This window comes from Streptomyces sp. NPDC053513, assembly GCF_044544765.1.
Classification (GTDB): domain Bacteria; phylum Actinomycetota; class Actinomycetes; order Streptomycetales; family Streptomycetaceae; genus Streptomyces; species Streptomyces litmocidini.
In genome coordinates this window covers 214550-237922 of the sequence record NZ_JBITXP010000009.1, presented here as the reverse complement: position 1 = coordinate 237922, position 23373 = coordinate 214550, and the positions used below count along the sequence as shown (strand labels likewise).

20 protein-coding genes and 1 pseudogene are annotated in these 23373 nt (G+C 73.7%); 9 read left to right on the top strand and 12 right to left on the bottom strand.

Features of this window, described 5'->3' with window-relative positions:
- Positions 1-72 precede the first annotated feature (72 nt).
- Positions 73-1551: a penicillin-binding transpeptidase domain-containing protein gene (locus ACIGW4_RS18295; protein WP_123457491.1), complete on the top strand. Its 1479-nt coding sequence runs from the start codon at positions 73-75 to the stop codon at positions 1549-1551.
- A gap of 83 nt (positions 1552-1634) precedes the next feature.
- Here the strand turns inward: ACIGW4_RS18295 and ACIGW4_RS18290 are convergent, their stop codons facing one another.
- Both ACIGW4_RS18290 and ACIGW4_RS18285 read right to left on the bottom strand, forming a co-directional pair.
- On the bottom strand, positions 1635-2474 hold the full coding sequence (locus ACIGW4_RS18290) for a hypothetical protein (protein WP_123457490.1): 840 nt from the start codon (positions 2472-2474) through the stop codon (positions 1635-1637).
- 62 nt (positions 2475-2536) lie between these two features.
- A complete protein-coding gene (locus ACIGW4_RS18285; protein WP_399581485.1) occupies positions 2537-3649 on the bottom strand; it encodes a ferritin-like domain-containing protein in 1113 nt (370 codons plus the stop codon).
- Positions 3650-4295: 646 nt separating this feature from the next.
- Between ACIGW4_RS18285 and ACIGW4_RS18280 the strand changes: the two genes are divergently transcribed.
- The 4 genes and pseudogenes from ACIGW4_RS18280 to ACIGW4_RS18265 all read left to right on the top strand — a co-directional run.
- Positions 4296-5018 (top strand): TetR/AcrR family transcriptional regulator, encoded by a 723-nt coding sequence (locus tag ACIGW4_RS18280; RefSeq protein WP_399581483.1) that lies wholly within the window; start codon positions 4296-4298, stop codon positions 5016-5018.
- A 26-nt stretch (positions 5019-5044) separates the two neighbouring features.
- A complete protein-coding gene (locus tag ACIGW4_RS18275) occupies positions 5045-5368 on the top strand; it encodes a hypothetical protein (protein WP_123455392.1) in 324 nt (107 codons plus the stop codon).
- 74 nt (positions 5369-5442) lie between these two features.
- A complete protein-coding gene (locus tag ACIGW4_RS18270) occupies positions 5443-6810 on the top strand; it encodes a C40 family peptidase (RefSeq protein ID WP_399581481.1) in 1368 nt (455 codons plus the stop codon).
- Between the two features lie 67 nt (positions 6811-6877).
- A pseudogene (locus tag ACIGW4_RS18265) lies at positions 6878-7867 on the top strand (MFS transporter); the annotation flags it as partial.
- 275 nt (positions 7868-8142) lie between these two features.
- On the opposite strand, the gene ACIGW4_RS18260 reads toward ACIGW4_RS18265, so the two are convergent.
- The 7 genes from ACIGW4_RS18260 to ACIGW4_RS18230 all read right to left on the bottom strand — a co-directional run bounded on the left by ACIGW4_RS18260 (position 8143) and on the right by ACIGW4_RS18230 (position 15297).
- Positions 8143-8673 carry a DUF6584 family protein gene (locus ACIGW4_RS18260; protein WP_260174491.1) on the bottom strand — a complete coding sequence of 177 codons (531 nt, stop codon included), beginning with the start codon at positions 8671-8673 and terminating at the stop codon, positions 8143-8145.
- A gap of 210 nt (positions 8674-8883) precedes the next feature.
- A complete protein-coding gene (locus ACIGW4_RS18255; protein WP_399581480.1) occupies positions 8884-9234 on the bottom strand; it encodes a hypothetical protein in 351 nt (116 codons plus the stop codon).
- A gap of 209 nt (positions 9235-9443) precedes the next feature.
- Positions 9444-10679 carry a styrene monooxygenase/indole monooxygenase family protein gene (locus ACIGW4_RS18250; RefSeq protein WP_123455390.1) on the bottom strand — a complete coding sequence of 412 codons (1236 nt, stop codon included), beginning with the start codon at positions 10677-10679 and terminating at the stop codon, positions 9444-9446.
- Positions 10680-10723: 44 nt separating this feature from the next.
- Positions 10724-11440: an ATP/GTP-binding protein gene (locus tag ACIGW4_RS18245; protein WP_123455389.1), complete on the bottom strand. Its 717-nt coding sequence runs from the start codon at positions 11438-11440 to the stop codon at positions 10724-10726.
- Entirely contained in the window at positions 11421-11834 is a 414-nt protein-coding gene (locus ACIGW4_RS18240) for a DUF742 domain-containing protein (protein ID WP_123457488.1), read from the bottom strand. The genes ACIGW4_RS18245 and ACIGW4_RS18240 overlap by 20 nt, the downstream gene beginning before the upstream one ends.
- Positions 11835-11839: 5 nt before the next feature.
- The gene (locus tag ACIGW4_RS18235; protein ID WP_123455388.1) at positions 11840-12331 is read right to left on the bottom strand and encodes a roadblock/LC7 domain-containing protein; all 492 of its coding nucleotides are present in this window, start codon (positions 12329-12331) and stop codon (positions 11840-11842) included.
- A complete protein-coding gene (locus ACIGW4_RS18230) occupies positions 12328-15297 on the bottom strand; it encodes a nitrate- and nitrite sensing domain-containing protein (protein ID WP_399581476.1) in 2970 nt (989 codons plus the stop codon). Before ACIGW4_RS18230 ends, ACIGW4_RS18235 begins: the two co-directional genes overlap by 4 nt.
- Before the next feature lie 371 nt (positions 15298-15668).
- On the opposite strand from ACIGW4_RS18230, the gene ACIGW4_RS18225 reads away from it, so the two are divergent.
- Positions 15669-16460: a hypothetical protein gene (locus tag ACIGW4_RS18225; RefSeq protein ID WP_399581473.1), complete on the top strand. Its 792-nt coding sequence runs from the start codon at positions 15669-15671 to the stop codon at positions 16458-16460.
- Between the two features lie 16 nt (positions 16461-16476).
- Here the strand turns inward: ACIGW4_RS18225 and ACIGW4_RS18220 are convergent, their stop codons facing one another.
- Positions 16477-16959 (bottom strand): MarR family transcriptional regulator, encoded by a 483-nt coding sequence (locus tag ACIGW4_RS18220; RefSeq protein ID WP_359588229.1) that lies wholly within the window; start codon positions 16957-16959, stop codon positions 16477-16479.
- A gap of 234 nt (positions 16960-17193) precedes the next feature.
- Between ACIGW4_RS18220 and ACIGW4_RS18215 the strand changes: the two genes are divergently transcribed.
- Together ACIGW4_RS18215 and ACIGW4_RS18210 are read left to right on the top strand one after the other, a co-directional pair.
- Positions 17194-18030, top strand: coding sequence for a lysozyme (locus ACIGW4_RS18215; protein WP_399581472.1), 837 nt, complete (start codon positions 17194-17196; stop codon positions 18028-18030).
- Between the two features lie 196 nt (positions 18031-18226).
- Complete coding sequence (locus ACIGW4_RS18210; protein WP_399581469.1) at positions 18227-19114, top strand: lytic polysaccharide monooxygenase; 888 nt, start codon at positions 18227-18229, stop codon at positions 19112-19114.
- Between the two features lie 191 nt (positions 19115-19305).
- Here the strand turns inward: ACIGW4_RS18210 and ACIGW4_RS18205 are convergent, their stop codons facing one another.
- Positions 19306-19887 carry a DUF4240 domain-containing protein gene (locus ACIGW4_RS18205; protein WP_260174490.1) on the bottom strand — a complete coding sequence of 194 codons (582 nt, stop codon included), beginning with the start codon at positions 19885-19887 and terminating at the stop codon, positions 19306-19308.
- Positions 19888-19988: 101 nt separating this feature from the next.
- Positions 19989-22400, bottom strand: coding sequence for an endopeptidase La (lon, locus tag ACIGW4_RS18200; RefSeq protein ID WP_123455381.1), 2412 nt, complete (start codon positions 22398-22400; stop codon positions 19989-19991).
- A gap of 200 nt (positions 22401-22600) precedes the next feature.
- Between lon and ACIGW4_RS18195 the strand changes: the two genes are divergently transcribed.
- Positions 22601-23368, top strand: a complete 768-nt coding sequence (locus ACIGW4_RS18195) for a TnsA-like heteromeric transposase endonuclease subunit (RefSeq protein ID WP_399581467.1) — start codon at positions 22601-22603, stop codon at positions 23366-23368.
- Positions 23369-23373: the final 5 nt, after the last annotated feature.

The window sequence follows — 23373 nt, the reverse complement described above, 5'->3', positions numbered from 1 at the left end:
GACCGTCCGGCGGCCGGCTCCGGCGCCCGAGGGGGCCGCGCGGTGAACGGTTCCGGCGGCCGGGGAGGTCCGATGGTCCGGTACATCCGGCGCGCGGCGGCGCTCTGTCTCGTCCTCCTCGTGGCGCTGCTCGTCAACGCCGCCCGGGTCATGGTCTTCGAGGCCGGCTCCCTCGACGACAACCCGGCCAACCGGCGGATCGCGATCGACCGGTACGCGAAGCCGCGCGGCGAGATCGTCGTCGACGGGAAGCCGGTGACCGGCTCCCGGGACAGCGGTCAGCAGCTGCGCTGGGAGCGGACGTACAGGCAGGGGCCGTTGTACGCGCCGCTGACCGGCTACGCCTCCCAGACGTACGGCACGACGCTCGTCGAGCACGCTGAGGACGGAATCCTCGCGGGCACCGACCCGATGCTGGCGCCGCTGCCCCTCTGGGACGACCTCACCCGCGGCCGGCGGCCCGGCGGCGACGTGGTGACGACGATCCGCGCCCCCCTGCAGGAGGCCGCCTTCCGGGGGCTCGACGGGAAGCGGGGCGCGGTCGTGGCGATCGAGCCGTCCAGCGGCCGGATCCTGGCGCTCGTCAGCTCGCCCTCGTACGACCCGGGGGTGCTCTCCGGGACCGGACGGGGCGTCAAGGACGCCTGGCGGCGGCTGAACGCCTCGCCGAACCAGCCGATGCTGAACCGGGCGCTGCGGCAGACGTACCCGCCGGGCTCCACCTTCAAGATCGTGACGGCGGCGGCGGCCCTGGACGCGGGGGTGGTGCGGGATGTGGAGGCGCCGACGGACACCCCGGAGCCGTTCGTGCTGCCCGGCACCCGGCAGGTGCTGCCGAACGAGGCGACGGGCTGCGGGGACGCGTCCCTCGCGTCCGCGATCCAGTGGTCCTGCAACACGGTGATGGCCGGACTCGGGGTGAAGGTGGGGCTGACGGGGATGGTCGACGCGGCGGAACGGTTCGGCTTCAACGACACGGGGCTCCAGGTGCCGTCCTGGGTGGCGAGGTCCAACTTCGACCGCGCGATGAGCCCGGACCAGCTGGCGCTGTCGTCGATCGGGCAGTTCGACACGACGGCGACGCCGCTCCAGATGGCGATGGTGGCGGCGGCCGTCGCCAACAACGGGGAGATCGCCCACCCGTACCTCGTCGACCGCACGACGACCTCCCGCGGCACGACCGTGGACCGCACGGGCCGCCGCAGCTACCGGCAGGCGATGAACCCCGCGACGGCGATGCAGCTCCAGCGGCTGATGGTGCGGGCCGTGGAGGAGGGCACGGGGACGAACGCGGCGATCCCCGGGGCCCGGGTCGGCGGCAAGACGGGCACCGCCCAGCACGGCTTCGGCAACACGGGCACCCCGTACGCCTGGTTCATCGCCTGGGCGCAGGCGGACGACGCGGCCCAGCCGGCGGTGGCGGTGGCGGTCGTCGTCGAGGACGCGGAGGCCTCCCGTACGGACATCAGCGGGGGCGGCAGCGCGGCGCCGATCGCGAAGGCGGTGATGGAGGAGGCGCTGAGGCTGGAGGCGGAGGCGCGGAACCCGTGACCCGCTCCTCCGGCCCCCGCCCCGGTGCCTCTCGCCCGTGGTGTCGCCCCTGGTGCCTCTCGCCCCCGGGTCCCGCCCCGGGGTCAGCCGAGCGGCTTGCGGACCTCGGCGCGGATCTTGACCGTGGTCTCGGCGAGTTCGGCCAGGTCGATGTCCTTCGGGTCCGTGGTGGCCGTCTCGGGGGTGACGAGGGCCACGGCGGCCGCGGTGCTGTCGTCGCCCCAGGCGCACATGGGGAGCGTGGTCGTGCCGAGGCCGCCCTTCGACGTGGTGACCTGACATCTGACGGTCACCCCGTACCCGGCGGGGGTGAAGTCCCTGGGCCGGACGACGAGCGTGGAGTCCTTCTCCGTGGCGGCGCCCCGGAGGATGGACGCACGGGTGGCCTCGCCGTTCTTGATGCGTCCGTACATGCCGGAGAGGACGAGGGTGGCCCCGCCCTTGCCGCCGTACTGCCCGACCGCCGCCCGGGCGTCCTTCACGGTGAAGTCGGGGGTGTCCTCGATCTCCTTGCCCTGGGTGTCGGAGAGGTCGGAGACCAGGGTGTACCGGCCGGCGAGGAGGGTCTCGGGGACGACGAGCCTGTGCGTCGCCTCGGGGAAGGAGCCGGTGACGCCGTCGAGGCCGGCCTTGGCCGCGTAGCCGAGGCCGCCGACCAGGACCAGGGATCCGAGGACGATGGCGACGATCGCTCCGGCCGACAGCTTCTTCTTCGGCGGCGGCCCCATGGGCGGCGGCCCCCAGGCCCCGGCGCCCGGCCCGGGAACGCCCGGCCCGGGGTACTGGGACGGGAGGCCCTGCGGAGGGTGCCCCTGGGAGGGGTACCCCTGCGGCGCCCCGAACGCGCCGGGCGGCTGCGGGGGCGGTACGGGACCGCCGTACGGATGGTGGGGCGGCGGGGTCGACGAAGGCGGCATGGTCATGACGGGCACGCTACGTCACCCGCGTGACCACCCCTCACGCCTCCTCCCTCCTCCGCCCACCCCTACGCCCCTTCCGCCGCCCCCTGTTCGATCGCGGCCTCCACCTCGGCGACCCGCTCCGCCTCCTCCGCCGCGAACCGTTCGCGGTCCAGCGCCTCCGCGATCTCCTCGTCCTGGCTCATCAGCAGGTCGAGGTTGGAGTCGCCGAGGTCGAAGACGCCCATGTCCAGGTAGGCCTTCTGGAGGCGTTCGCCCCAGAGGCCGATGTCCTTGACGCAGGGGACGATCCGGCTGAAGAGGAGCTTGCGGAAGAGGTGCAGGAACTCGCTCTGCTCGCTGAGCTCCTCGGCCTCCTTCTTCGGGATGCCGAAGTTCTCCAGGACCTCGACGCCGCGCAGCCGGTCGCGCATCAGGTAGCAGCCCTCGATGACGAACTCCTCGCGCTCGCGGAGCTCGGCGTCGGTGAGCTGCTTGTAGTAGTCGCGCAGGGCCATCCGGCCGAAGGCGACGTGCCGGGCCTCGTCCTGCATCACGTACGCGAGGATCTGCTTCGGCAGCGGCTTGTCGGTGGTGTCGCGGATCATGCCGAAGGCGGCGAGGGCGAGGCCTTCGATGAGGACCTGCATGCCGAGGTAGGGCATGTCCCAGCGGGAGTCGCGCAGGGTGTCGTCGAGGAGGCCCTTGAGGTTGTCGTTGATCGGGTAGAGCATCCCGATCTTCTCGTGGAGGAAGCGGCCGTAGATCTCGGCGTGCCGGGCCTCGTCCATGGTCTGGGTGGCCGAGTAGAACTTGCCGTCCAGGTCGGGCACGGACTCGACGATCCTGGCGGCGCAGATCATGGCGCCCTGCTCGCCGTGGAGGAACTGGCTGAACTGCCAGGAGGAGTAGTGCCGGCGCAGGTCCCCCTTGTCCTTCTCGGTCATCTTCGCCCAGTGGCGGGTGCCGTGGAGGGTCAGGACCTCGTCGGGGGTGCCGAGCGGGTCGTACGGGTCGACCTCGATGCCCCAGTCGATCCGGGTGGCGCCGTCCCACTGCTTGTCCTTGCCCTTCTGGTAGAGGGCGAGGAGGCGTTCGCGACCGTCGTCGTAGTCCCAGGAGAAGCGGGCGGCGCCGGCGGCGGGGACCTCCCAGACGGGTCCGGCGGGGGCGTTCACGTAGAGGTCGTGCGTCGACACTGGCGACTCCTTCCGTCCGTTCGCAGCAGGCTCACACGTTGGTAGACGGATCGTCAACAAGTCGTGCGCGGGGGATTGGAGGGACCTGACGGGGGGTCACTCCGCGCGGGCCGCACTCCTGCGGACCCGCGCCTGCCCGGACGGCACCCGCGCCCCGTCCGGGCCCGCACCCGCCGAACCGGGCCCTGCCGGGCGGCCCGCGCCCCGGGGGCGGCTCCCTGCCCGTACGGGCCGCGCCCTGCGGGGCGGTGCCTCCTGCCCGCGTGGGCCGCGCCCGCCGGGGCGGCTCCCACCCGCCCGTGTGGGCAATCGTCCCGCTGGGGCGGGACGGGTGGGCACACGGGACGGCGCCCTGAGCGGCGCCTCCGCGTTCCGAGCCTGAACCCGCACCACCAGTGCGCTGTGCACGGGGTGCGGGTCCAGGCACATGAGCCTCGGGCGCCGACAGGGCGCGGGTCCGTTGTGCCCACCCGTTCCGCCCCAGCGGAACGACTGCCCACAACGGGGGTGGGCGGGGGCACCGGTCCAGCGGGCGCAGCCCGCAACGGAGGTGGGGGGCGGCCCCGTGGGCGCAGCGCGCGGTGGGGGTGCCGGCTCGGTGGGACGGCGTCCCGTAGTGGGCGGGCGCGCGGATACGCTGCGGTTCATGACGAGCGCCGCCACCCCCGCGTACCGCAGACTCAGCGTCGAGGAGCGGCGCGGCCAGCTCCTCGAGACCGCCCAGGAGCTCTTCGCCCACCGCGCCCCCGAGGACGTCTCGCTCGACGACGTCGCCGAGGCGGCCGGCGTCTCGCGGCCCCTCGTCTACCGCTACTTCCCCGGCGGCAAGCAGCAGCTGTACGAGGCGGCCCTGCGTTCCTCCGCCGACGCCCTGCACCGCTGCTTCACCGAGCCGCCGGCCGGGCCGCCGACGGAGCGGCTCGGCCGGGTGCTCGACCGCTACCTGGCCTTCGTCGACGGGCACGACGCCGGGTTCAGCGCGCTGCTCCGCGGCGGCAGCGTCGCCGAGACCTCCCGGACCTCCGCGATCGTGGACGAGGTGCGACGGGCCGCCGCCGAGCAGATCCTCGTCCACCTCGGGGTGGAGCGTCCGGGCCCCCGGCTCGGCATGCTCGTCCGGACGTGGATCGCCGCCGTCGAGGCCGCCTCGCTCATCTGGCTCGACGGGGGGAAGCAGCCGCCGGCGGCGGAGCTGCGGGACTGGCTCGTCGACCATCTCGTCGCCCTGCTCGCGGCGACCACGGCGAGCGACGAGGAGACGGCCGGGGTCGTGAAGCGGCTCCTCGCGCAGGAGACCCCCGAGGGACCGGTGGCGACGCTGGCCCGGCGGGTGATCCCGGTGGTGGGCGAGGCCGCGCACCTGCTGTGAGGCCGGGGCCGGGGGAGACTGTGGGGGTGAAGAGCGAGAACACCCCCTTCCGCGGTGGCCCCCTCGACGGCCGGGTCCTGCCGATCCTGCTCGGCCCGACCGGCCACCCGCCGAAGTGGTACGAGGTCCCGGTCCCGGCGCACGACGGGCATCCGCCGACCCTGTACGCCTACCGGCGCGAGCCCGCGGGCTACACGAAGCGGCTCGGGCTCCAGCGCGGCTGGGTCTACGTGTACGTCCCCGAGGGGCGGGAGCGGCGCGAGCTGAAGTGGCCGTGGTCGAAGCCCACACCGAAGCCGAACCCGAGCCCGGACCCGAACCCGAGCCCGGACCCGAAGCCGAACGGGTGACGCGGAGGGGCGCGCCCCGATTCGTACGGTAATCGCATGAAGTGACTTGTCATCATCCCCGTGGAGGTGGTGACGTGTCGCGAAGGCTGCTGCGCACGGTCTGCACGGGGGCGCTCGCCGCGGCGACGGCGCTCACGGGGGCGCTTCCGGCGGGCGCCGCCCCGGACCCGCCCGCGGACCCCCCGGCGGAGGCCCCGATCGCCTGGGCGGACCCGGCGGCGGAACCGGTCGGCCCGGTCGACCCCGCCGCACCGCCCGCCACGCACGCGGACCCAGGTACGGATCCCGTGACGGGTGCGGGCCCCCGTACGAGTCCCAGCACGAGCCCCAGCACGAGCCCCGGCACGAGTCCCGGCGCGGACCCTTCCCCCGCTCCCCCCGTCGAGGACGACGCCGCCGCCCTCCCCGCCCCCGGCGGGAGTTCCGTCGGCGGGCTGCTCACCCGGTTGCGGACGCTGTACCAGCAGGCCGAGGCCGCGACCGAGCGGTACAACGCCGCCGAGGAGGCGCTGAAGCGCCAGGCCGCCGACACGAAGAAGGTCACCGCCCGGCTCACCGCCGCCCGGACGGCGCTGGCGCAGGGCCGGGCCGCGGCCGGGCGGATCGCCCGGGAGCAGTACCAGGGCAGGGCCGGGTTCTCCTCGTTCTCCTCCCTGCGGCTGCTCTTCGCCGCGGACCCCCGGTCGGCCCTGGACGAGGGGCACCTGGTGGCCCGCGCGGCCCGCGACCGGGCCGCCGCGATCTCCCGGCTCACCAGGGCCGAGCGGCAGGCCGGCGGCCTCGCGAGCGCCTCCCGCAAGGCCCTGGACCGGCAGCAGGGGCTCGCCGCCGCGCAGCGCACCCGGCGTGACGAGGCGCGGGCCAAGCTGCTCCAGGTGGAGAAGCTGCTCGCCGCCCTGTCGCCGGACCAGCTGGCCCGGATCACCGAGCTGGAACGGGTCCAGACCGCCGGCGCGCAGAGCGAGCTGCTCGGCTCCGGGGTCCTGGACGGCCCGCGCACCCCGTCCCGGGCGGGCGCGGAGGCGCTGCGCTTCGCGGTGGAGCAGATCGGCAAGCCGTACGAGTGGGGGGCGGAGGGCCCGGAGGCGTACGACTGCTCGGGGCTGACGCAACAGGCGTGGGCGGCGGCCGGCCGGGAGCTGCCGAGGACCAGTCAGGAGCAGTGGGAGACCCTGCCCCGGGTGCCGCTGAGCGAGCTCCGCCCCGGCGATCTGGTGGTCTACTTCCCGGGCGCGACCCATGTGGCCCTCTATCTGGGCGAGGGCCTGGTGGTGCAGGCCCCGCGTCCCGGCGGGAAGGTGAAGGTCTCCCCGCTCGCGGCGAACCCGGTGCTCGGGGCCGTACGGCCCGATCCGGGGGGCGCGGCCCTGGAGGCGTACACCCCGCCCGAGCTTCCGGCGGGAGCGAGGGACGGCGGGGACGAGGGGTACGACCGGAGGTGAACTCCCGCCCGCCGCATGCCCCTTGCTCTTGCACGTAATATGCAACAAGCTTGACGGGTCCTTACCGATGGCCGATCGCCTCTACCGGACACGGAGCTCCGTCATGCCCAGCCCCGCCATGTCCCGACCCGCCGCGCCCCGCCCCGTCACACGCGGACCGCTGCCGGACACCCGGCCCCAACGCGCCCTCGCCGCCTCGAACTTCGTCAACGCCGTCGGCAGCGGCCTCTTCCTGACCGCCGGAGTGCTGTACTTCACCCAGGCCGTGCGCCTCCCGGCCGCCGCCGTGGGGCTCGGGCTCGGCATCGCCGGACTCCTCTCGCTGGCCGTGGGGATCGCCGTCGGCCACCTCGCGGACCGGCGCGGTGCGCGCGGGGTCCTCGTGGCCACCCTGGCGGTGCAGGCGCTCGCCACGGCTGCCTTCGTCCTCGCCGACAGCTTCTGGCCGTTCGTCCTCGCCGTCTCCGCGGCCACCGGCGCGAAGGCGGCCGGTCTCGCCGCCCGGGCGCCGCTCATCCGGCACCACGGAGGGGAGAGGCCGCAGGAGTTCCGCGCCTATCTGCGGGCCGTGACCAACGTCGGCATCTCCTTCGGGGCGCTCCTCGCGGGGTGGGCGGTCCAGGTCGGCACCCTCGGCGCCTACCAGGTCCTGGTCGCCGGGAACGCCCTCGCGTTCGCGGCCTCCGCCGCCGTCCTGCTCCTGCTGCCGCCCGTCGCCCCCGCGCCCGTCGCCCGCGGGCCCCGGTGGATCGCGCTCCGGGACCGGCCGTACCTGGCGCTCACCGCGCTCGACGGCGTCATGGCGATCCAGTTCAAGGTGCTCACCGTCGCGATCCCGCTCTGGCTGGTGGGGTCCACCACCGCCCCGCACTGGCTGGTATCCGGCACCATGCTCACCAACACCGTCCTCGTCGTCGGCCTCCAGGTGCGGGCGAGCCGTGGCGTCGACTCGCCCCGGGCCGGCGGCCGCGCCTACCGGCGCGCGGGAGCGGCCTTCCTCGTCTCCTGCGCCCTCGTCTCGCTCTCCGCCGGGACGCCCGTCGCGGTGGCGGTGGTCCTGCTCCTGACCGCCGTGGTCGTCCACACGGTCGGCGAACTCTGGCACGCGGCCGGTGGCTTCGAGGTCTCGTACGCGCTCGCGCCGCCGCACGCCACCGGCCAGTACCTGGGCGTCTTCGGTCTGGGCGCCGGCCTCTCCGAGGCCCTAGGCCCCGCGCTGCTCATCGCGCTCTGCATCGGCTGGGGCCGGCCCGGCTGGTTCGCCGTGGGGATCCTCTTCGCCCTGACCGGCCTCCTGACCCCGCTCGTCGTCCGGCGCGCGGAGGAGGGCCGTCAGTCGCTGAAGAGGGAGACGACCCCGAGCACCCAGACCCCTCCGAAGACGATCGTCCCCATCAGGCAGCCGGCGCCCGCGACGAACCCGCTCAGCGACCAGCCGCCGGTGTCCGGCGCGTGCTCCCCGTCCGCGTCCTCCTCGTAGGAGGCCGGGTCGTCCCAGTCGACGGGGCGCCCCAGCTCCTCGGCGCGGGCCGTCCGCACGGCCGCCAGCTCGTTCGCGGCGAACGCGGTGGCGGCCAGCGCCTCGGGGCCGCGCCACGCGAGGGCCTTCATGCGCCACCCGGGGGACCCGTACCGCTCCTCGAAGGCGGCGGTCTCGTCCGGGCTCCGGTCCTCTTCGAGGTACATCCAGCGCCCGGCCTCGGCCGCGTCCCCGTACAGCCGGTACACCTCGGCCAGCCTGCGGCGGAGGGTCAGGTCGTACGGGAAGGAGGAGACGAGTCCGCGCAGGCGCTGGCGCGCCATCGGCACACGGCCGGCGGCCAGGTCCGCGTCCACGCGGGCGAGGGTGTTCTGCTGGGACATGGACACATGATCGAGCATCCGTGCGGAACACCTCGACCCGTTTTCCGCGGGCCCCCGCGCCTCGACGGCCGGCCCTTCCTCCGGGGCCTGCCGTGACGAGGGCTCCTTCTCCGTCCTCTGCCGGCCGCGGCCTCGCACCCGGCGGACGCCGATGCCGCCCACAGGGCGGGGTGCCGGCGAGAATCCCGTCACCGGACGCGATCGGTGGGGTCAGCTCAGCAGCAGGAGCAAGGCCGCCCCGGCGGCCTTGCGGATGTCGGTCATGTCCTTGACGTAGCCGACGCTGCTGCCCGTCCACCGACCGCCCCTGACGACCGTGCCGTCCTCCCTGACGTGGCCGACGCTGTCGCCCGTCAACCGGCCGCCCCTGATGATCGTGCCGTCCTCCTTGACGTGGCCGATGCTGTCGCCCGTCAACCGGCCGCCCCTGACGACCGTGCCGTCCGCCTTGACGTGGCCGACCGGGTTGCCCGCCCACCGGCCGCCCCTGACGACCGTGCCGTCCTCCTTGACGTGGCCGATGCTGTCGCCCGTCAACCGGCCGCCCCTGTACACGTCCATCCGAGCCACCCCCATTCACCCGAACTCCGTCTGGACCGGGGGGAGTTTACTCCGCGCGTGCCGAACCGGCCGCTCCGGCCGCTCCTGGTGGCCGGGGGCTCAGCCTGACGCACGGTCGGCGGCCGGGGCCGTCCCCGGACCGTCGAAGGGGTGCCGTCGGTGACCGACAACCACCGACGACACCCCTTCAGCAACAGGTCAGAGGCTCGTCAGGCCCCGGCGACCGAGGCCAGGTACGCGTTCGTCTTCTCCGGGTCGAAGAAGAAGTTCTCGAAGTCCGCCGGGTCGTTGAAGCCGTTGGCGAAGCGGTCGGCGACGGGCTGGAGCTGTCCTGCCGCGCCGAGCAGGTTCAGGACGTGCTCCGGCGGGGGCGCCAGCATCGCGTTCGTCCACTTGGTGACGGGCTCGGCCGTCTTCCAGTAGCGGTCGAAGGCGCCCTGCATCCACTCCTCGTCGAAGGGCTTGTCGCCCTGCTCGACGATGGCGGCGAGGTACGCGGCGGCGCACTTGGACGCCGAGTTGGAGCCCTGGCCGGTGATCGGGTCGTTGGCGACGACGACGTCGGCGACGCCGAGGACCAGGCCGCCGCCGGGAAGCCGGCCGATGGGGTTGCGGACGGTCGGCGCGTACCGGCCGGCGAGGGTGCCGCCCGCGTCGGTCAGCTCGACCTTCGTCGCCCGCGCGTACTCCCAGGGCGTGAACTTCTCCATCAGCTCCAGGGTGAGGGAGAGGTGCTCCGCCGGGTCCTTGACGCCCTTGAAGACGTCGAGGGGGCCGCCGGGGACGCCCTCCCAGAAGAGGATGTCGGCGCGGCCGCCGGTGGTGAGGGTCGGCATGACGAAGAGCTCGCCGACGCCCGGGACGACGTTGCAGCGGACCGCGTCGAAGTCCGGGTGCTCGGGGCGGGGGCCGAGGCCGTGGACGTACGCGACGGCCAGGGCGCGCTGCGGCTCGCTGTACGGGGAACGGGACGCGTCCCGGCCGAACATGGAGACCAGCTCGCCCTTTCCGGCGGCGACGAGCACCAGGTCGTAGCTGCGGGAGAAGTAGTCCAGGTCTCCGACGGCCGCGCCGTGGATCACCAGCTGGCCGCCGCGCTGGGCGAAGGTGTCCATCCAGCCGGCCATCTTCACGCGCTGGTCGACGGACTGCGCGTAGCCGTCGAGCCGGCCGACCCAGTCGATCAGGCGGGCGGAGTCGGGACCGGCGACGGAGACGCCGAGGCCCTCGATCTTCGGGGCCTGGGACTCCCAGAAGTTGAGGCCGAGGTCCCGCTCGTGCTGGAGGGCGGTGTCGAACATGCACTGCGTGGACATGACCCGGCCGGTCCGGATCTCGTCCGCGGTCCGGTTCGACATGAGGGTGACCTCGTACCCCTGCGACTGGAGTCCGAGGGCGAGCTGCAGGCCGGACTGGCCGGCGCCGACTATGAGTATCTTCCGCATGGGCGGGGCTCCTGGCGTGACGGGTCGAACTGTTCGGGGGGCGGCTATTCGGGCGTGGCTTCGAGGGCGTGCGCGACCATCGAGAGCAGGGTCTCGACGACGCTGTACCGCTTGCGCGCGTCCATGATCACCACGGGCACGTGCGCGGGCACGGTCAGGGCCTCCCGCACGTCCTCCGCCTCGAACAGCTCGGTGCCCTCGAAGTGGTTGACGGCCACGATGTACGGCAGCCCGCAGCTCTCGAAGTAGTCGAGCGCCGGGAAGCAGTCGGTGAGCCGGCGGGTGTCGGCGAGCACGATCGCCCCGATCGCCCCGCGCACCAGGTCGTCCCACATGAACCAGAAGCGCTGCTGTCCCGGCGTGCCGAAGACGTACAGCACCAGGTCGTTGTCGAGGGTGATCCGGCCGAAGTCCATCGCCACCGTGGTGGTGAGCTTGTCCGGGGTGGCGGTGAGGTCGTCGGTGTCCTCGCTCGCCCGGGTCATCAGCGCCTCGGTCTGGAGGGGGGTGATCTCCGAGACGGCGCGGACGAAGGTGGTCTTGCCGACGCCGAAGCCGCCCGCGACGACGATCTTCGTCGCGATCGGGGCGCGGGAGTGGTCGAGCTGCCAGTCCTGGGCGCCCTCCTCGGTGTCCACCCCGTCGGTGGCGGCCTCGTCGGCGACCGGTTCGCGCGATGCGGACCCCGGCTGGGCGGGGATGCCGACGTCGACCGCCGGCGTTTCGGAGACGGCGGTGGCGTCAGAGACGACGGAGTCCACTCAGCACCCTTTCGAGGAGCGCGCGGTCGGGCTGCCCGGTGCCGTGACCGGTCCCGTACACACGGATCTTTCCCTGGTCGGCCAGGTCGCTGAGCAGCACCCGGACGACACCCAACGGCATCTTCAGAAGCGCCGAGATCTCCGCGACCGTCCGCATCCGGCGGCAGATCTCGACGATGGCCCGCATCTCCGGCATCAGGCCGCGGGCGGCGGGCCCCCCGTCCGTCAGGACCTTGCGGGTGGCGGGCGCTTCGAGCGCGGCCACGAAGGTCTCGACGAGCAGGATGTGCCCGAAGCGGGTCCGGCCGCCGGTCAGGGAGTACGGGCGCACGCGCGCGGGGCGCCGTCCCTCTCCCCGTACCGGCAGCTTGAAGGCGTGATGCGCCGAGGACATGGCCGTCACTGGGTGCTCTCCATCGATTTGCGCAGCTCGCTGCGGACTTCGGGGGTGAGTACGTGACCGGCGCGGCCCACGAAGAGCGCCATGTGGTACGCCACGACGCTCATGTCGCAGTCGGGCGTGGCGTGCACGCCGAGCAGCGAGCCGTCGCTGATCGACATGACGAAGACGCTGCCCTCCTCCATCGCCACCATCGTCTGCTTGACGCCGCCGCCGTCCATCAGCCGGGCCGCCCCGATGGTGAGGCTGCCGATGCCGGAGACGATGGTGGCCAGATCGGCGCTGGAGCCGCGCGGCCCGTCGGGGCGGCCGGCTCCCGTGGTGACCGTCGTGGTCTGCTGGGTGGCCGGATCCGACGAGAGCAGCATCAGGCCGTCGGAGGAGACGACGGCCACCGAGCGGACCCCCGGGACCTCCTCCACCAGATTCCCCAGCAACCACTGCAGGTTGCGGGCTTCCGTGCTCAGTCCGAACGTTCCCGTCGCGGTCAACTGCGTGCCTCCTCGACTGTGTCCCCCGTCTTCTCCCCTGTACGTGCGGTCTTCGTGGCTTCTGTGCCCGCCGCGCCCAGCTCCGCCTCCACGTCCCGGCGCCCGGCCTTGGCGCCCTGGTGGAAGCCGCCGAGCCGGCGGCGCAGGGCCTCCGCGTCCACGCCGCCCCGGCGGGGCGCGGTGGGGGCGGAGGGCTGGCGGACCACCTGCGGGGTGCGCTTGGGCAGCCCCTTGTCGGTGACCCGCTCCCACTGCGCGGGGCGCGGGCCGGGCACCGCCCCGTCGGCGGCGGCCGCCCCGGCGGGGGCCGCCTCCTCGCCGTCGGCGGTGCGCTCGTGGGCGTCCGGCTCCGGCGGCGGGTCGGGCAGCCGGACCTGGAGCGTGGTCTCGGAGACGGACTCGCCGAACTCGGCGGACTCGTGCGGCGCCCGGGGCGCGGCTTCCGGCTCGGGCGCGGGCTCGTGGGCCGCTTCCGGTTCCGGGGCGTACGCGGGCGCGGGCGCCGGCTGCTCGTGCTCCGGGCCGTACGCGGGCGCGGGAGCGTGTGCCGCCTCCGCTTCCGGTTCCGGGGCGTACGGCGCCTCGGGCGCGGTCTCCTGCTCGGGGGCGTACGCGGGCTCGGACTCGGGCGCCGAAGGCTCCGGCGCGTACGCCGATTCCTGCTCCTGCTCCCGCTCCCGCGCCGGCTCCGCCGCCAGGAACGCGGCCTCCGCCGCCTCCACGAGGGGGTCGCGGTGCCGGGGCGGCAGGGTGTTGGAGTTGGCCTCCGCGACCGAGCCGGGCAGCTGGATCGCGGGCGCGGTGCCGGCGACCCGTACGGGCTCCGACACGGCCGTCGGCGGGGCGGTCGGCAGCAGGGGCAGCGGCAGGACCACGACGGCCGCCGTGCCGCCCTGCTTCTGCTCGCGCAGCTCGACGCGGACCCCGTGGCGGGCGGCGAGCAGGGCGATGACCCGCATGCCGAGCCCCTCGCCCTCGAAGGCCTCCGGGTCGGCCTCGGCGAGGCGCGCGTTGAGCTCGGCGGACCGGGAGGCGGTCATGCCGATGCCCGAGTCCTGCACGGAGAGCATCACCTCGCCGCTCTCCAGGAGCCAGCCGGAGAGCTGGACCTCGGCGTCGGGCGGCGAGAAGGAGGTGGCGTTCTCCAGGAGCTCCGCGACCAGGTGGCTCAGGTCGTCCGCGGCGAAGCCGGCGACCTGGGCGTGCGGCGGCAGCGACTGGATGGTGACCCGCTCGTACCGCTCGATCTCGCTGACGGCCGCGCGCAGCACGTCGACGAGCGGGACGGGCCCGGCGTGGCCGTGGACGTGCTCGTGGCCGGCGAGGACGAGGAGGTTCTCGCTGTGGCGGCGCATGACGGTCGCCATGTGGTCGAGCTTGAAGAGGGTCGCGAGGCGGTCCGGGTCCTGCTCGCGCTCCTCCAGCTTCTCGATGACGCCGAGCTGCCGCTCGACGAGCCCGAGGCTGCGCAGCGAGAGGTTGACGAAGGTGTGGTGGACGGTGCCCCTGAGCCGTTCGAGGTCGGCGGTGAGGAGGGCGACCCGGCCCTGGAGGTCGGCGCGCTGGGCGGCGAGCTCCGAGCCGACGGCGTCCTTGGCGGCGGCCAGGTCGGCGCGCTCGTCGGTAAGCCGCTCGGTCTGCGCGGCGAGGCCGGCGAGCTTGCCGTGCAGGGCGTTGAGGGAGCGGACGACCTGGGCGAACTCGTCGTTGCGGCCGGTGAAGCGGATCGCTTCCTCGGTGTGCGGCTCGGGGGCCGCGGCGAGCCGGGCGGCGCCGAGGCGGAGCACGGCGAGCGGCCGGGTGAGGGTGCGGGCGACGTAGGTGGAGATGCCGATCGCGACGAGGAGGCAGCCGCCGAGGAAGGCGACGCGCAGTTCGAGGGCGGTGACGTCGTCGTCGCGGAGCGCGGCGAGGCGTTCGACCCGCTGGGTGGCGAGGGCGGACTCGACGCCGCGCATCTGCTCGATGCGGGCGGAGAGGGCGGCCTCCAGGGCGGCCGGGTCCGTGCCGCGCTCGGCCTCGGTCAGCTTGGGCTGGTCGGTGAGGCTGGCGAGGGCGAGTTCGGCGGTCTTGACGTCGGGGCCGGTGACGGTGGCCGCGAGGGAGTCGCGGGCGGTGGAGCCGGCGGCCTGGTCGAAGTCGCCGAGGGCGGCGAGCTCGCGGACACGGGCCTGCTGGGCGGCCGCGGTGAGGCCGTCGCGGGCCCGGTCGGCCTCGGCGGCGCCCTCGGGCTCGTCGGCGACGTAGGTGCCGCTCCGGGCGTCGTAGTGGACGCCGCCGGTGGGCTGGGGCTGCGGCACGGAGAGCGCGCCGAGGAGCAGGCCGCGGGTGGCGGAGGCCTGTTCGACGGCGCGGCCGAGGGCGGCGGGGGCGCGGGTGGCCCCGGTCAGCGTGGCGTCGGAGGCGCGGGCCGGGGTCTTGTCGGCGAGTTCGTCGGCGAGGGCCTGGAGCTTGTCGATGACGTCGGAGTACGCCCTGTGGGCCTCCAGGGCCGTGCCCTTGCCGGTGAGGGCGGTGCGGCGGACGGAGGGGACGCCGGCGAGGTCGCGGCGGAGTTCGGCGGGGGCGGCGGCCCGGATCTCGTCGATCTGGCGGTCGACGCGGGTGGAGCGCGCGTCGGTGACCTTGCGCCGGTGCTCGGCGTCGCCGGTCTGGGTCTCGCGTCCGGCGGCGATGTACGCCACGACCTCGTCGCGCTCGTCGGCGAGGGAGTGGGCGAGGGTGACGGCCTGCCGGTCGAGTTCGGCGAGGGTGACGAGGCGCTGGGACTCGGTGAGCTCGGCGGAGGCGGCGAGGATCGCGGGGGCTCCGGCGGCGAGGACGGTGACGCCGACGAGGGCGACGCCGGCGACCAGCCGGTTGCGGACGCGCTTGGGCCGGCCGGCGGGGGCCTGCGGCTCACCGGTGGTCTGGCTCTGCGTGCCGTTGTTGCTCCGAGGCCGCTTCTTCTGCACCGGTGCTCGCATTCTTGATTCGTCCGCCGATGAAGCAGAGGTGACGGCCGGTCACATGGAGCGCCCCCACCCCTGGTACGGCTTCCGACCATTCCAGCGCTTCCGGCAGGGGGACGGGCATCGGCCGCTCCGCCACCCGAACGAGTGAACAACACTCAGTAGTTGGCGAACAACTTCCGGAGGCGTATTCCGGTGGCTCGCGCGGGGCGCCGGTTGGATCTTCCGGGCGGGCTTTGGCAGGATGCGCGCCCGCAGCTTCCCGGAGGTGCTTCTTCCGCCTCTCGGGCAGCGTTCGCGAGGTTGGTACAGGCCTTTTCCGGTCATTTGCAGGTCCCGTGAAGGAGTTCCGGGGAGGACGCGCGGGGACGGGCAGACTGGAGGCCATGCGCAGCGAAGTCGCCTCCCTCCCCGGCAGCCCCGAACGCCCCAACGAGGACTGGGTGGCCACCGTTCCGTCCAGCTCGGACGGCGGAGGGGCGCTCGTCCTGCTCGACGGCGTCACGCCTCCCGTCGGTGATGACGGTTGTGTGCACACGGTCCCGTGGTTCACCGCGCGACTGGGCGGAGCTTTGACCGAACTGTCCGGTTCCCGACGGGACATGTCGCTGTCCGAGATCCTGTCGCTGGCCATCCGGCGCACCGCGGACACCCACCGCGACACCTGTGACCTTTCTCACGTGCGAACGCCGCAGGCGACCGTGGTGCTCGCCCGCTGGGACGGGGTCCGGGTCGAGCACCTCGTCCTCTCCGACTCCGTCCTCCTCCTGGAGGCCCCCGACGGGACGGTGCGGGCGGTGGTCGACGACCGGCTCGACCGGGTGCCGGACGAGGTGCGGCGCTCGCTGGAGGCGACGGACCGGCTGCGGAACCGCGCGGGCGGCTTCTTCACCGCGGCGGCGGACCCGGCGGTCGCGGCGCGGGCGGTGGCCGGGACGACCCCGCGCGCGGAGGTGCGGGCCCTGGCGGCGCTCACGGACGGGGCGAGCCGCTGGGTGGAGCTGTTCGGCGAGGGCGACTGGGCGGACTGCTTCGGCGTGCTGCGCGAGGAGGGTCCGGCCGGTCTGCTCCGCCGGGTGCGGGCCCTGGAGGCGGACGACGCGCGGGTGGGCGGGCCGCGCCGCTGGAAGCTCCACGACGACGCGACCGCGGTGTACGCGGAGCTGTGGGACCGCTGAGCGGCGGCCCCGGGCGTCAGCCCTCCGAGCGGACGTTGAAGTGGTGCAGGAGGCGGGCCAGTTCGGCGACCTCGGCGCGGTCCCAGTCGGCGAGTTTGCGGACGTAGCGTTCGCGCCGGGCGTCGCGGACGCTGCGGAAGCGGCTGCGGCCCTCCTCGGTGAGGCGGACCAGCGAGGCGCGGCCGTCGGCGGGGTCGGGGTCGCGGGCGACGAGCCCGAGGTCCTCCAGGGCGCGGAGCTGGCGGCTCATGGTGGCCTTGCCGACGCCGAAGTAGCCGGCGAGTTCGGTGGCCCGCTGGGGTCCGGCGTCGTCGAGGCGGACGAAGAGGCCGTAGGCGGCCGGCTCCAGTTCGGGGTGGACCTCGCGGGCCATCTCGCCGGACTGGGCGCGGGCGCGGCGCAGAAAGACCGCCAGCTCCCGTTCGAGGGCGAGGAATTCCTGGTCCACACCACCTCCGGCGGTGGCCCGGCCTTCATTTCCCGTACCGCTTCCGTGCACGTCAGCACCTCCCGCGCGCTTTCCGGTCGCTGAAAGTTTCCTGCCGGGGCGCCCATCGCCGCAGCTCCTTCAGTATTTCGCAGGCGTAGACCAACGGCGGCAACCGGGCCCTCTTCCGTGGGCGGGTCTACGTGCGTAGCGTCTTTTCCGGCAGCCCTGAATGACATGTCCATTCCAGGTCGTGTCGCGACACCTGCCGCCCCCGCTCCCCACCGAGCCTTTCGGAGGCACGCAATGCGTGTGCACAGATCCGGAACGACCCTCGCCGGCGCCGCCCTCGCGGCCCTGGCCCTCCTCCCCCTCGGCCTCTCCGGCACCGCCACCGCCGCCCAGGACTCGGGCGCCCGGCAGGCGGTCCCCCCGCGCGGCTCCGCCTACATGGGCATGGGCGTGATCGCGCACGACGGCCAGGGCGCCAAGCCCGGCGGCCCCTCCACCCTGGCCGCGCAGACGGAAGGCGTGGACGTCTCCAGCCACAACGGCAACGTGGCCTGGTCCACGCTGTGGAACAGCGGCGTGAAGTGGGCCTACGTCAAGGCGACGGAAGGCACGTACTACAAGAACACCTACTTCACCCAGCAGTACACCGGCTCCTACAACGTCGGCATGATCCGCGGCACGTACCACTTCGCCACCCCGGACACGACGACCGGAGCCGCCCAGGCCGACTACTTCGTCAACAACGGCGGCGGCTGGTCGAAGGACGGCAGGACCCTGCCGGGCGTGCTGGACATCGAGTGGAACCCGTACGGCGCGACCTGCTACGGCAAGACGGCGTCCGGGATGGTCGCCTGGATCCAGGACTTCGTGAACCGCTACCGGTACCGGACCGGCCGCGACCCGGTGATCTACACGGCCACCAGCTGGTGGAAGCAGTGCACCGGCAACTCCGCGGCCTTCGGCTCCACCAACCCGCTGTGGATCGCGCGGTACGCCTCCGAGGTCGGCGAGCTCCCGGCCGGCTGGCCGTACCAGACGATCTGGCAGTACACCTCCTCCGGCCCGACGGTCGGCGACCACAACCACTTCAACGGCGACCTCTCGCGGGTCCAGGCGCTCGCGAACGGCTGAGCCGGCCCCCTCCCGCCGGGCGGCGGTCCCCCGGGTGCGGCGGCACCCGGGGGACCGCCTTTTTCCGTCCCTCCCCTTGCCCATTGGTATGGACCAATGCGAGGCTTCCTCCGCCGGACGCCCGCGGCCCAACTCCCCTGCGTCCGGAGCGCGTTGCTCACCCCGTACTCCCCCACGCACGAGAGAGAGCCCCCGCATGCCGTCCTCCCGCCGTACCGTCACCGGCGCCGCGGCCCTGTCCGCCGCCGCGGCCCTGGTCAGCCTCACCCCCGCCACCGCGAGCGCCCACGGAGCCGTCTTCAACCCCGTGAGCCGGGTGGCGGCCTGCTACGCCGAAGGCCCCGAGACGCCCAGGTCGCAGGTGTGCAAGGACCTCGTCGCCGACTCCGGCACCCAGCCGCTCTACGACTGGAACGAGGTCAACATCGCCGACGCCGCCGGCCGGCACCAGGCCCTCATCCCGGACGGCAGGCTCTGCTCGGCCAACCGCGAGAAGTACCGGGCCCTGGACTGGGCGCGCACCGACTGGCCGGCCACGGCCGTCGCCGCCGGCCCCTTCGACTTCAGGTTCCGGGTGACGGCCCCGCACTCGGGCACGATGACCGTCTACATCACCAAGGCCGGGTTCGACCCGACCCGCCCCCTGAAGTGGTCGGACCTGGACCCGACCCCCGTCGCCGTCCACACCACCGGCCGCACCGCCACCGACGGCTACTACAACTTCACGGGCACCTTCCCGGCCCGCACCGGACGCCACGTCGTCTACAAGATCTGGCAGCGCAACGACAGCCCCGAGGCCTTCTACAGCTGCTCGGACGTCACCTTCGGCGGCACGGCGGCGTCGACGTCGACGGGGAGCCGGGCCCAGGCCCCGACCGAGGCGAAGATCGCGGCGGGGGCCTCGCTCTCCACCGTGAGCCACGCGGGCCACGGCGGCGACGAGCAGCCCCCGGCCCTGTCCGCCGACACCGCCGAGGCCCCCTCCTCGCCGCTGCCGACGGCCCTCGCGGGCGCGGGCGCCCTCGCCGTCTTCGCGACGGGCAGCCTCCTCCTGAGCCGCCGCCGCGGCACGCCCGCCTCCTGAGGTCACGGGGCGCGCCTTGAGGCCGCCGGGGGCGCGCCTTGAGACCACGGGGACGACCCCGAAGCCGCGGGGACACGCCCTGAGGACCGCGGGGACGACCCCGAGACCGCGGGGACACGCCCTGAGGACCGCGGGGACGGCTCCGAGGCCGCGGGGCCGCCCCTGAGGGACCGCGGGGACTCCTCCGGCTCCTAGGAGCCGGAGGAGAGCGGGAAGAGGGCGGTGAGCCGGGGCATCGCCGACCCCTCCGGCCGGGGTCCCCGGTACTCCTCCCACTCCCCCGCCGCCTCCGCGGCGTCCTCCGCCTCCTCGACGGCGTCGAGGAACTCCTCGCCGTCGTCGTCCTCCTGGCCCGTCAGCTCGTCGTACGCGTCCTGTGCGACGTAGTCGAGCTCCTCCCACTCGGGCCACTCGTCGTCGTCCCACTCGTCGTGGTGCCGGCCCACGAGCGCGCGCACCCCGGGCACGTCGGCCAGCGCGTCCGGGTCGGCGAGGACCGACTCGTACACCTTCCGGCCCTGGCCCACCAGCCACAGCGTGAAGTAGTGGAAGCCGTCCTCCGTGCAGGCGCCGCCCTCGATCCGGTTCGCCGCCGTCCACAGCGCGCGCGTGTCCGCGAGCTCGGTCGCCCGCTCCAGACGCACCTGGAACGCCACGCTCTCGGCCTCCGGGCGCCGCAGCAACTCCGCCCGCAGCCATTCGAGCCGCTCCTCCCGGTCACCCGGCCGGCGGCCCAACTCGTCGATGAGAGCCCAGAAGGCGTCGTCGTTCATGCGTACGAGCATGCCAGTCCCGGCTGACATCCGGGTAAACGGCACCCGGGCACGCCGGAGCGGGGTGCCGCGGTCGGCACCCCGCTCCGGAACGTGGGGAGTTACGCCGCCACCTCCACCGGCAGCACCGCCGGCGCGAGGGCGATCTCCAGGACCTGGCGGACGTCCGTCACCGGGTGGACCTCCAGCTTCTCCAGGATCTCGGCCGGGACGTCGTCCAGGTCGGCCTCGTTCCGCTTGGGGATCACGACGGTCGTGATGCCCGCCCGGTGCGCGGCGAGGAGCTTCTGCTTCACGCCGCCGATCGGCAGCACCCGGCCGGTGAGGGAGACCTCGCCGGTCATGGCCACGTCCGTGCGGACGAGCCGGCCGCTCAGCAGGGAGGCGAGGGCGGTCGTCATGGTGATGCCCGCGCTCGGCCCGTCCTTGGGCACCGCGCCCGCCGGGAAGTGGATGTGCACGCCCCGGTCCTTCAGGCCGGTGACGGGCAGTTCCAGCTCCGCGCCGTGCGAGCGGAGGAAGGAGAGCGCGATCTGCGCCGACTCCTTCATCACGTCGCCCAGCTGACCGGTGAGGGTCAGACCGGCGGCGCCCGTCTCCGGGTCGGCGAGGGACGCCTCCACGAAGAGGACGTCACCGCCCGCGCCGGTCACGGCGAGCCCGGTGGCGACGCCCGGCACGGCCGTCCGCCGCTCCGCCGGGTCCTGGGCCGACTCCGGCACGTGGTGCGGGCGTCCGATGAACTCCCGCAGGCCGTCGGCGCCGACCGTGAACGGCAGCTCGCGGTCGCCCAGTTCGTGCTGGGCCGCGATCTTCCGCAGCAGCCGGGCGATCGAGCGCTCCAGGGTGCGGACGCCCGCCTCGCGGGTGTACTCGCCGGCCAGCTTCCGCAGCGCGGCCTCCTCCAGGACGACCTCGCCCGGCTCCAGGCCGGCCCGCTCCAGCTGGCGCGGGAGCAGGTGGTCGCGGGCGATGACGACCTTCTCGTCCTCCGTGTAGCCGTCGAGGCGCACCAGCTCCATGCGGTCGAGGAGAGCCTCGGGGATGGCTTCGAGGACGTTGGCGGTGGCCAGGAAGACGACGTCGGAGAGGTCGAGCTCGACCTCCAGGTAGTGGTCGCGGAAGGTGTGGTTCTGCGCGGGGTCGAGGACCTCGAGGAGCGCCGCCGCGGGGTCGCCGCGGAAGTCGGAGCCGACCTTGTCGATCTCGTCGAGCAGGACCACCGGGTTCATCGAGCCGGCCTCCTTGACGGCGCGGACGATCCGGCCGGGCAGGGCGCCGACGTAGGTCCGCCGGTGGCCGCGGATCTCGGCCTCGTCGCGCACGCCGCCGAGGGCGACCCGGACGAACTTCCGGCCCATGGCGTGGGCCACGGATTCCGCGATCGACGTCTTGCCGACGCCGGGCGGGCCGACGAGGGCGAGGACGGCTCCGCCGCGGCGGCCGCCGACGACGCCGAGGCCGCGGTCGGAGCGCCGCTTGCGCACCGCGAGGTACTCGGTGATCCGTTCCTTCACGTCGTCGAGGCCGGCGTGCTCGGCGTCCAGGACCGCGCGGGCGCCCCGGATGTCGTACTCGTCCTCGGTCCGCTCGTTCCACGGCAGTTCGAGGACGGTGTCGAGCCAGGTGCGGATCCAGGAGCCCTCCGGGGACTGGTCGCTGGCCCGCTCCAGCTTCTCGACCTCCTTGAGGGCGGCCTCGCGCACCTTCTCGGGCAGGTCGGCGGCCTCCACGCGGGCGCGGTAGTCGTCGGACTCGTCGCCCTCGGACTCGCCGTTGAGTTCGCGGAGCTCCTTGCGGACGGCTTCGAGCTGGCGGCGGAGCAGGAACTCGCGCTGCTGCTTGTCGACGCCCTCCTGGACGTCCTTGGCGATGGTCTCGGCGACGTCCTGCTCGGCGAGGTGGTCGCGGAGCTGGGCGGTGGCGAGCTTGAGGCGGGCGACCGGGTCGGCGGTCTCCAGGAGTTCGACCTTCTGCTCGACGGTGAGGAAGGGCGAGTAGCCGGAGTTGTCGGCGAGGGCGCCGACGCCGTCGATCTGCTGGACGCGGTCGACGACCTGCCAGGCGCCGCGCTTCTTGAGCCAGCTGGTGGCCAGCGCCTTGTACTCCTTGACCAGTTCGGTCACGGAGCCGGGCAGCGGGTCGGGCAGGGTCTCCTCGACGGTGCTGCCCTCGACCCAGAGGGCGGCGCCGGGACCGGTGGTTCCGGCGCCGATGCGGACGCGGCCGAGGCCGCGGATCAGTGCGCCGGGGTCGCCGTCGGACAGCCGGCCGACCTGCTCGACGACGCCCAGGACGCCGGTGGCCGCGTAGGTTCCGTCGACGCGCGGCACCAGCAGCACGCGGGGCTTGCCCGTGCCGGTGCGGGCCGCGGCCTGGGCGGCCTCGACGGCGGCCCGTACGTCGGTGTCGGACAGGTCCAGCGGCACCACCATTCCGGGCAGCACGACCTCGTCGTCGAGCGGCAGCACAGGCAGAGTGAGCGGCACGGACGCCATGGACTCAGAAGCCATGATCTCCCCTTCGGCAGTCAAGTTGAGCTATGTGCACTCAATGCTTGTGAGCCCCGGGATGTTCCCGGACGCCCGTTCGCTCTGAGCGATCACCCCCGCACTGTCCTGTGACGCCGGTCTCTTCGTTTCGCAGCTTTACTCTTCGTGTGCTCGTTCGCCTTGCAGAGTGACCTTTCGTCGCGGGGTGGGGTTAGCGAGTCGTGGCACGTGCGTTAGGGGTTCTGCCGGGTGGTGTCTCCGGGCCGCCGGCGGAGGGGTTTGAGGTCGCGTACACCGACCGGTGCGGGTCGGAGTTCCGCCTGCCGCTGATGGATGCCCGGGCGGTGCGGTTCGAGGACGTAGCGCCGGTACGCGCGTTCAAGTCGTACAAGGGACAGCGCCATCTGCCGGGCCTGTGGTGGTCGGCGACGGTCGGCGGTCACATCGGATACGAGTCCTGGCTGGAGCGCGATCATGTGATGCTGCTGGACTTCGATCCGTCGGTCGTGGGGATCTCCTCGCAGCCGTTCTGGCTGTTCTGGCAGTCGGAGGCGGGCAGGGGCGTCTCTCACGCGCCGGACTACTTCGCCCGCCGGGAGGACGGCACTGCGGTGGTGGTCGACTGCCGGCCTGCGGACCGCCGCAAGCCGAGGGATGTGGCGAAGTTCGAGGCGGCGCAAGCAGCCTGCATGCAGGTTGGGTGGGAGTTCCGGCTGGTGGGGAACCCGGACACGATCGTCCTGCGCAATGTGCGCTGGCTGGCCGGTTACCGGCACCCCCGGTATCGGCTGGAGCCGGTGGTCTGCGGATTGCTGGCGGCGTTCACGGAACCGCGGCCGCTGATGGACGGGGCGTCGTCGGTGGGTGATGAGATCGCGGTGCTGCCGGTGCTGTTCCATCTGCTGTGGACGCACGAGCTGACCGTGGACATGTCGGTTCCGCTGCATTCGGCGACGGCGGTGTCCGCGGGGGTGACCGGTGGCTACTAAGCGTG

What these genes read in the sequence shown, in the direction of transcription:
- ACIGW4_RS18295 (WP_123457491.1), top strand. Translation starts at nt 73, where the DNA reads ATGGTCCGGTACATCCGGCGCGCGGCGGCGCTCTGTCTCGTCCTCCTC.
- ACIGW4_RS18290 (WP_123457490.1), bottom strand. Translation starts at nt 2,474, where the DNA reads ATGACCATGCCGCCTTCGTCGACCCCGCCGCCCCACCATCCGTACGGC.
- ACIGW4_RS18280 (WP_399581483.1), top strand. Translation starts at nt 4,296, where the DNA reads ATGACGAGCGCCGCCACCCCCGCGTACCGCAGACTCAGCGTCGAGGAG.
- ACIGW4_RS18260 (WP_260174491.1), bottom strand. Translation starts at nt 8,673, where the DNA reads ATGTCCCAGCAGAACACCCTCGCCCGCGTGGACGCGGACCTGGCCGCC.
- ACIGW4_RS18255 (WP_399581480.1), bottom strand. Translation starts at nt 9,234, where the DNA reads ATGGACGTGTACAGGGGCGGCCGGTTGACGGGCGACAGCATCGGCCAC.
- ACIGW4_RS18250 (WP_123455390.1), bottom strand. Translation starts at nt 10,679, where the DNA reads ATGCGGAAGATACTCATAGTCGGCGCCGGCCAGTCCGGCCTGCAGCTC.
- ACIGW4_RS18240 (WP_123457488.1), bottom strand. Translation starts at nt 11,834, where the DNA reads ATGTCCTCGGCGCATCACGCCTTCAAGCTGCCGGTACGGGGAGAGGGA.
- ACIGW4_RS18230 (WP_399581476.1), bottom strand. Translation starts at nt 15,297, where the DNA reads ATGCGAGCACCGGTGCAGAAGAAGCGGCCTCGGAGCAACAACGGCACG.
- ACIGW4_RS18225 (WP_399581473.1), top strand. Translation starts at nt 15,669, where the DNA reads ATGCGCAGCGAAGTCGCCTCCCTCCCCGGCAGCCCCGAACGCCCCAAC.
- ACIGW4_RS18215 (WP_399581472.1), top strand. Translation starts at nt 17,194, where the DNA reads ATGCGTGTGCACAGATCCGGAACGACCCTCGCCGGCGCCGCCCTCGCG.
- ACIGW4_RS18210 (WP_399581469.1), top strand. Translation starts at nt 18,227, where the DNA reads ATGCCGTCCTCCCGCCGTACCGTCACCGGCGCCGCGGCCCTGTCCGCC.
- ACIGW4_RS18205 (WP_260174490.1), bottom strand. Translation starts at nt 19,887, where the DNA reads ATGAACGACGACGCCTTCTGGGCTCTCATCGACGAGTTGGGCCGCCGG.
- lon (WP_123455381.1), bottom strand. Translation starts at nt 22,400, where the DNA reads ATGGCTTCTGAGTCCATGGCGTCCGTGCCGCTCACTCTGCCTGTGCTG.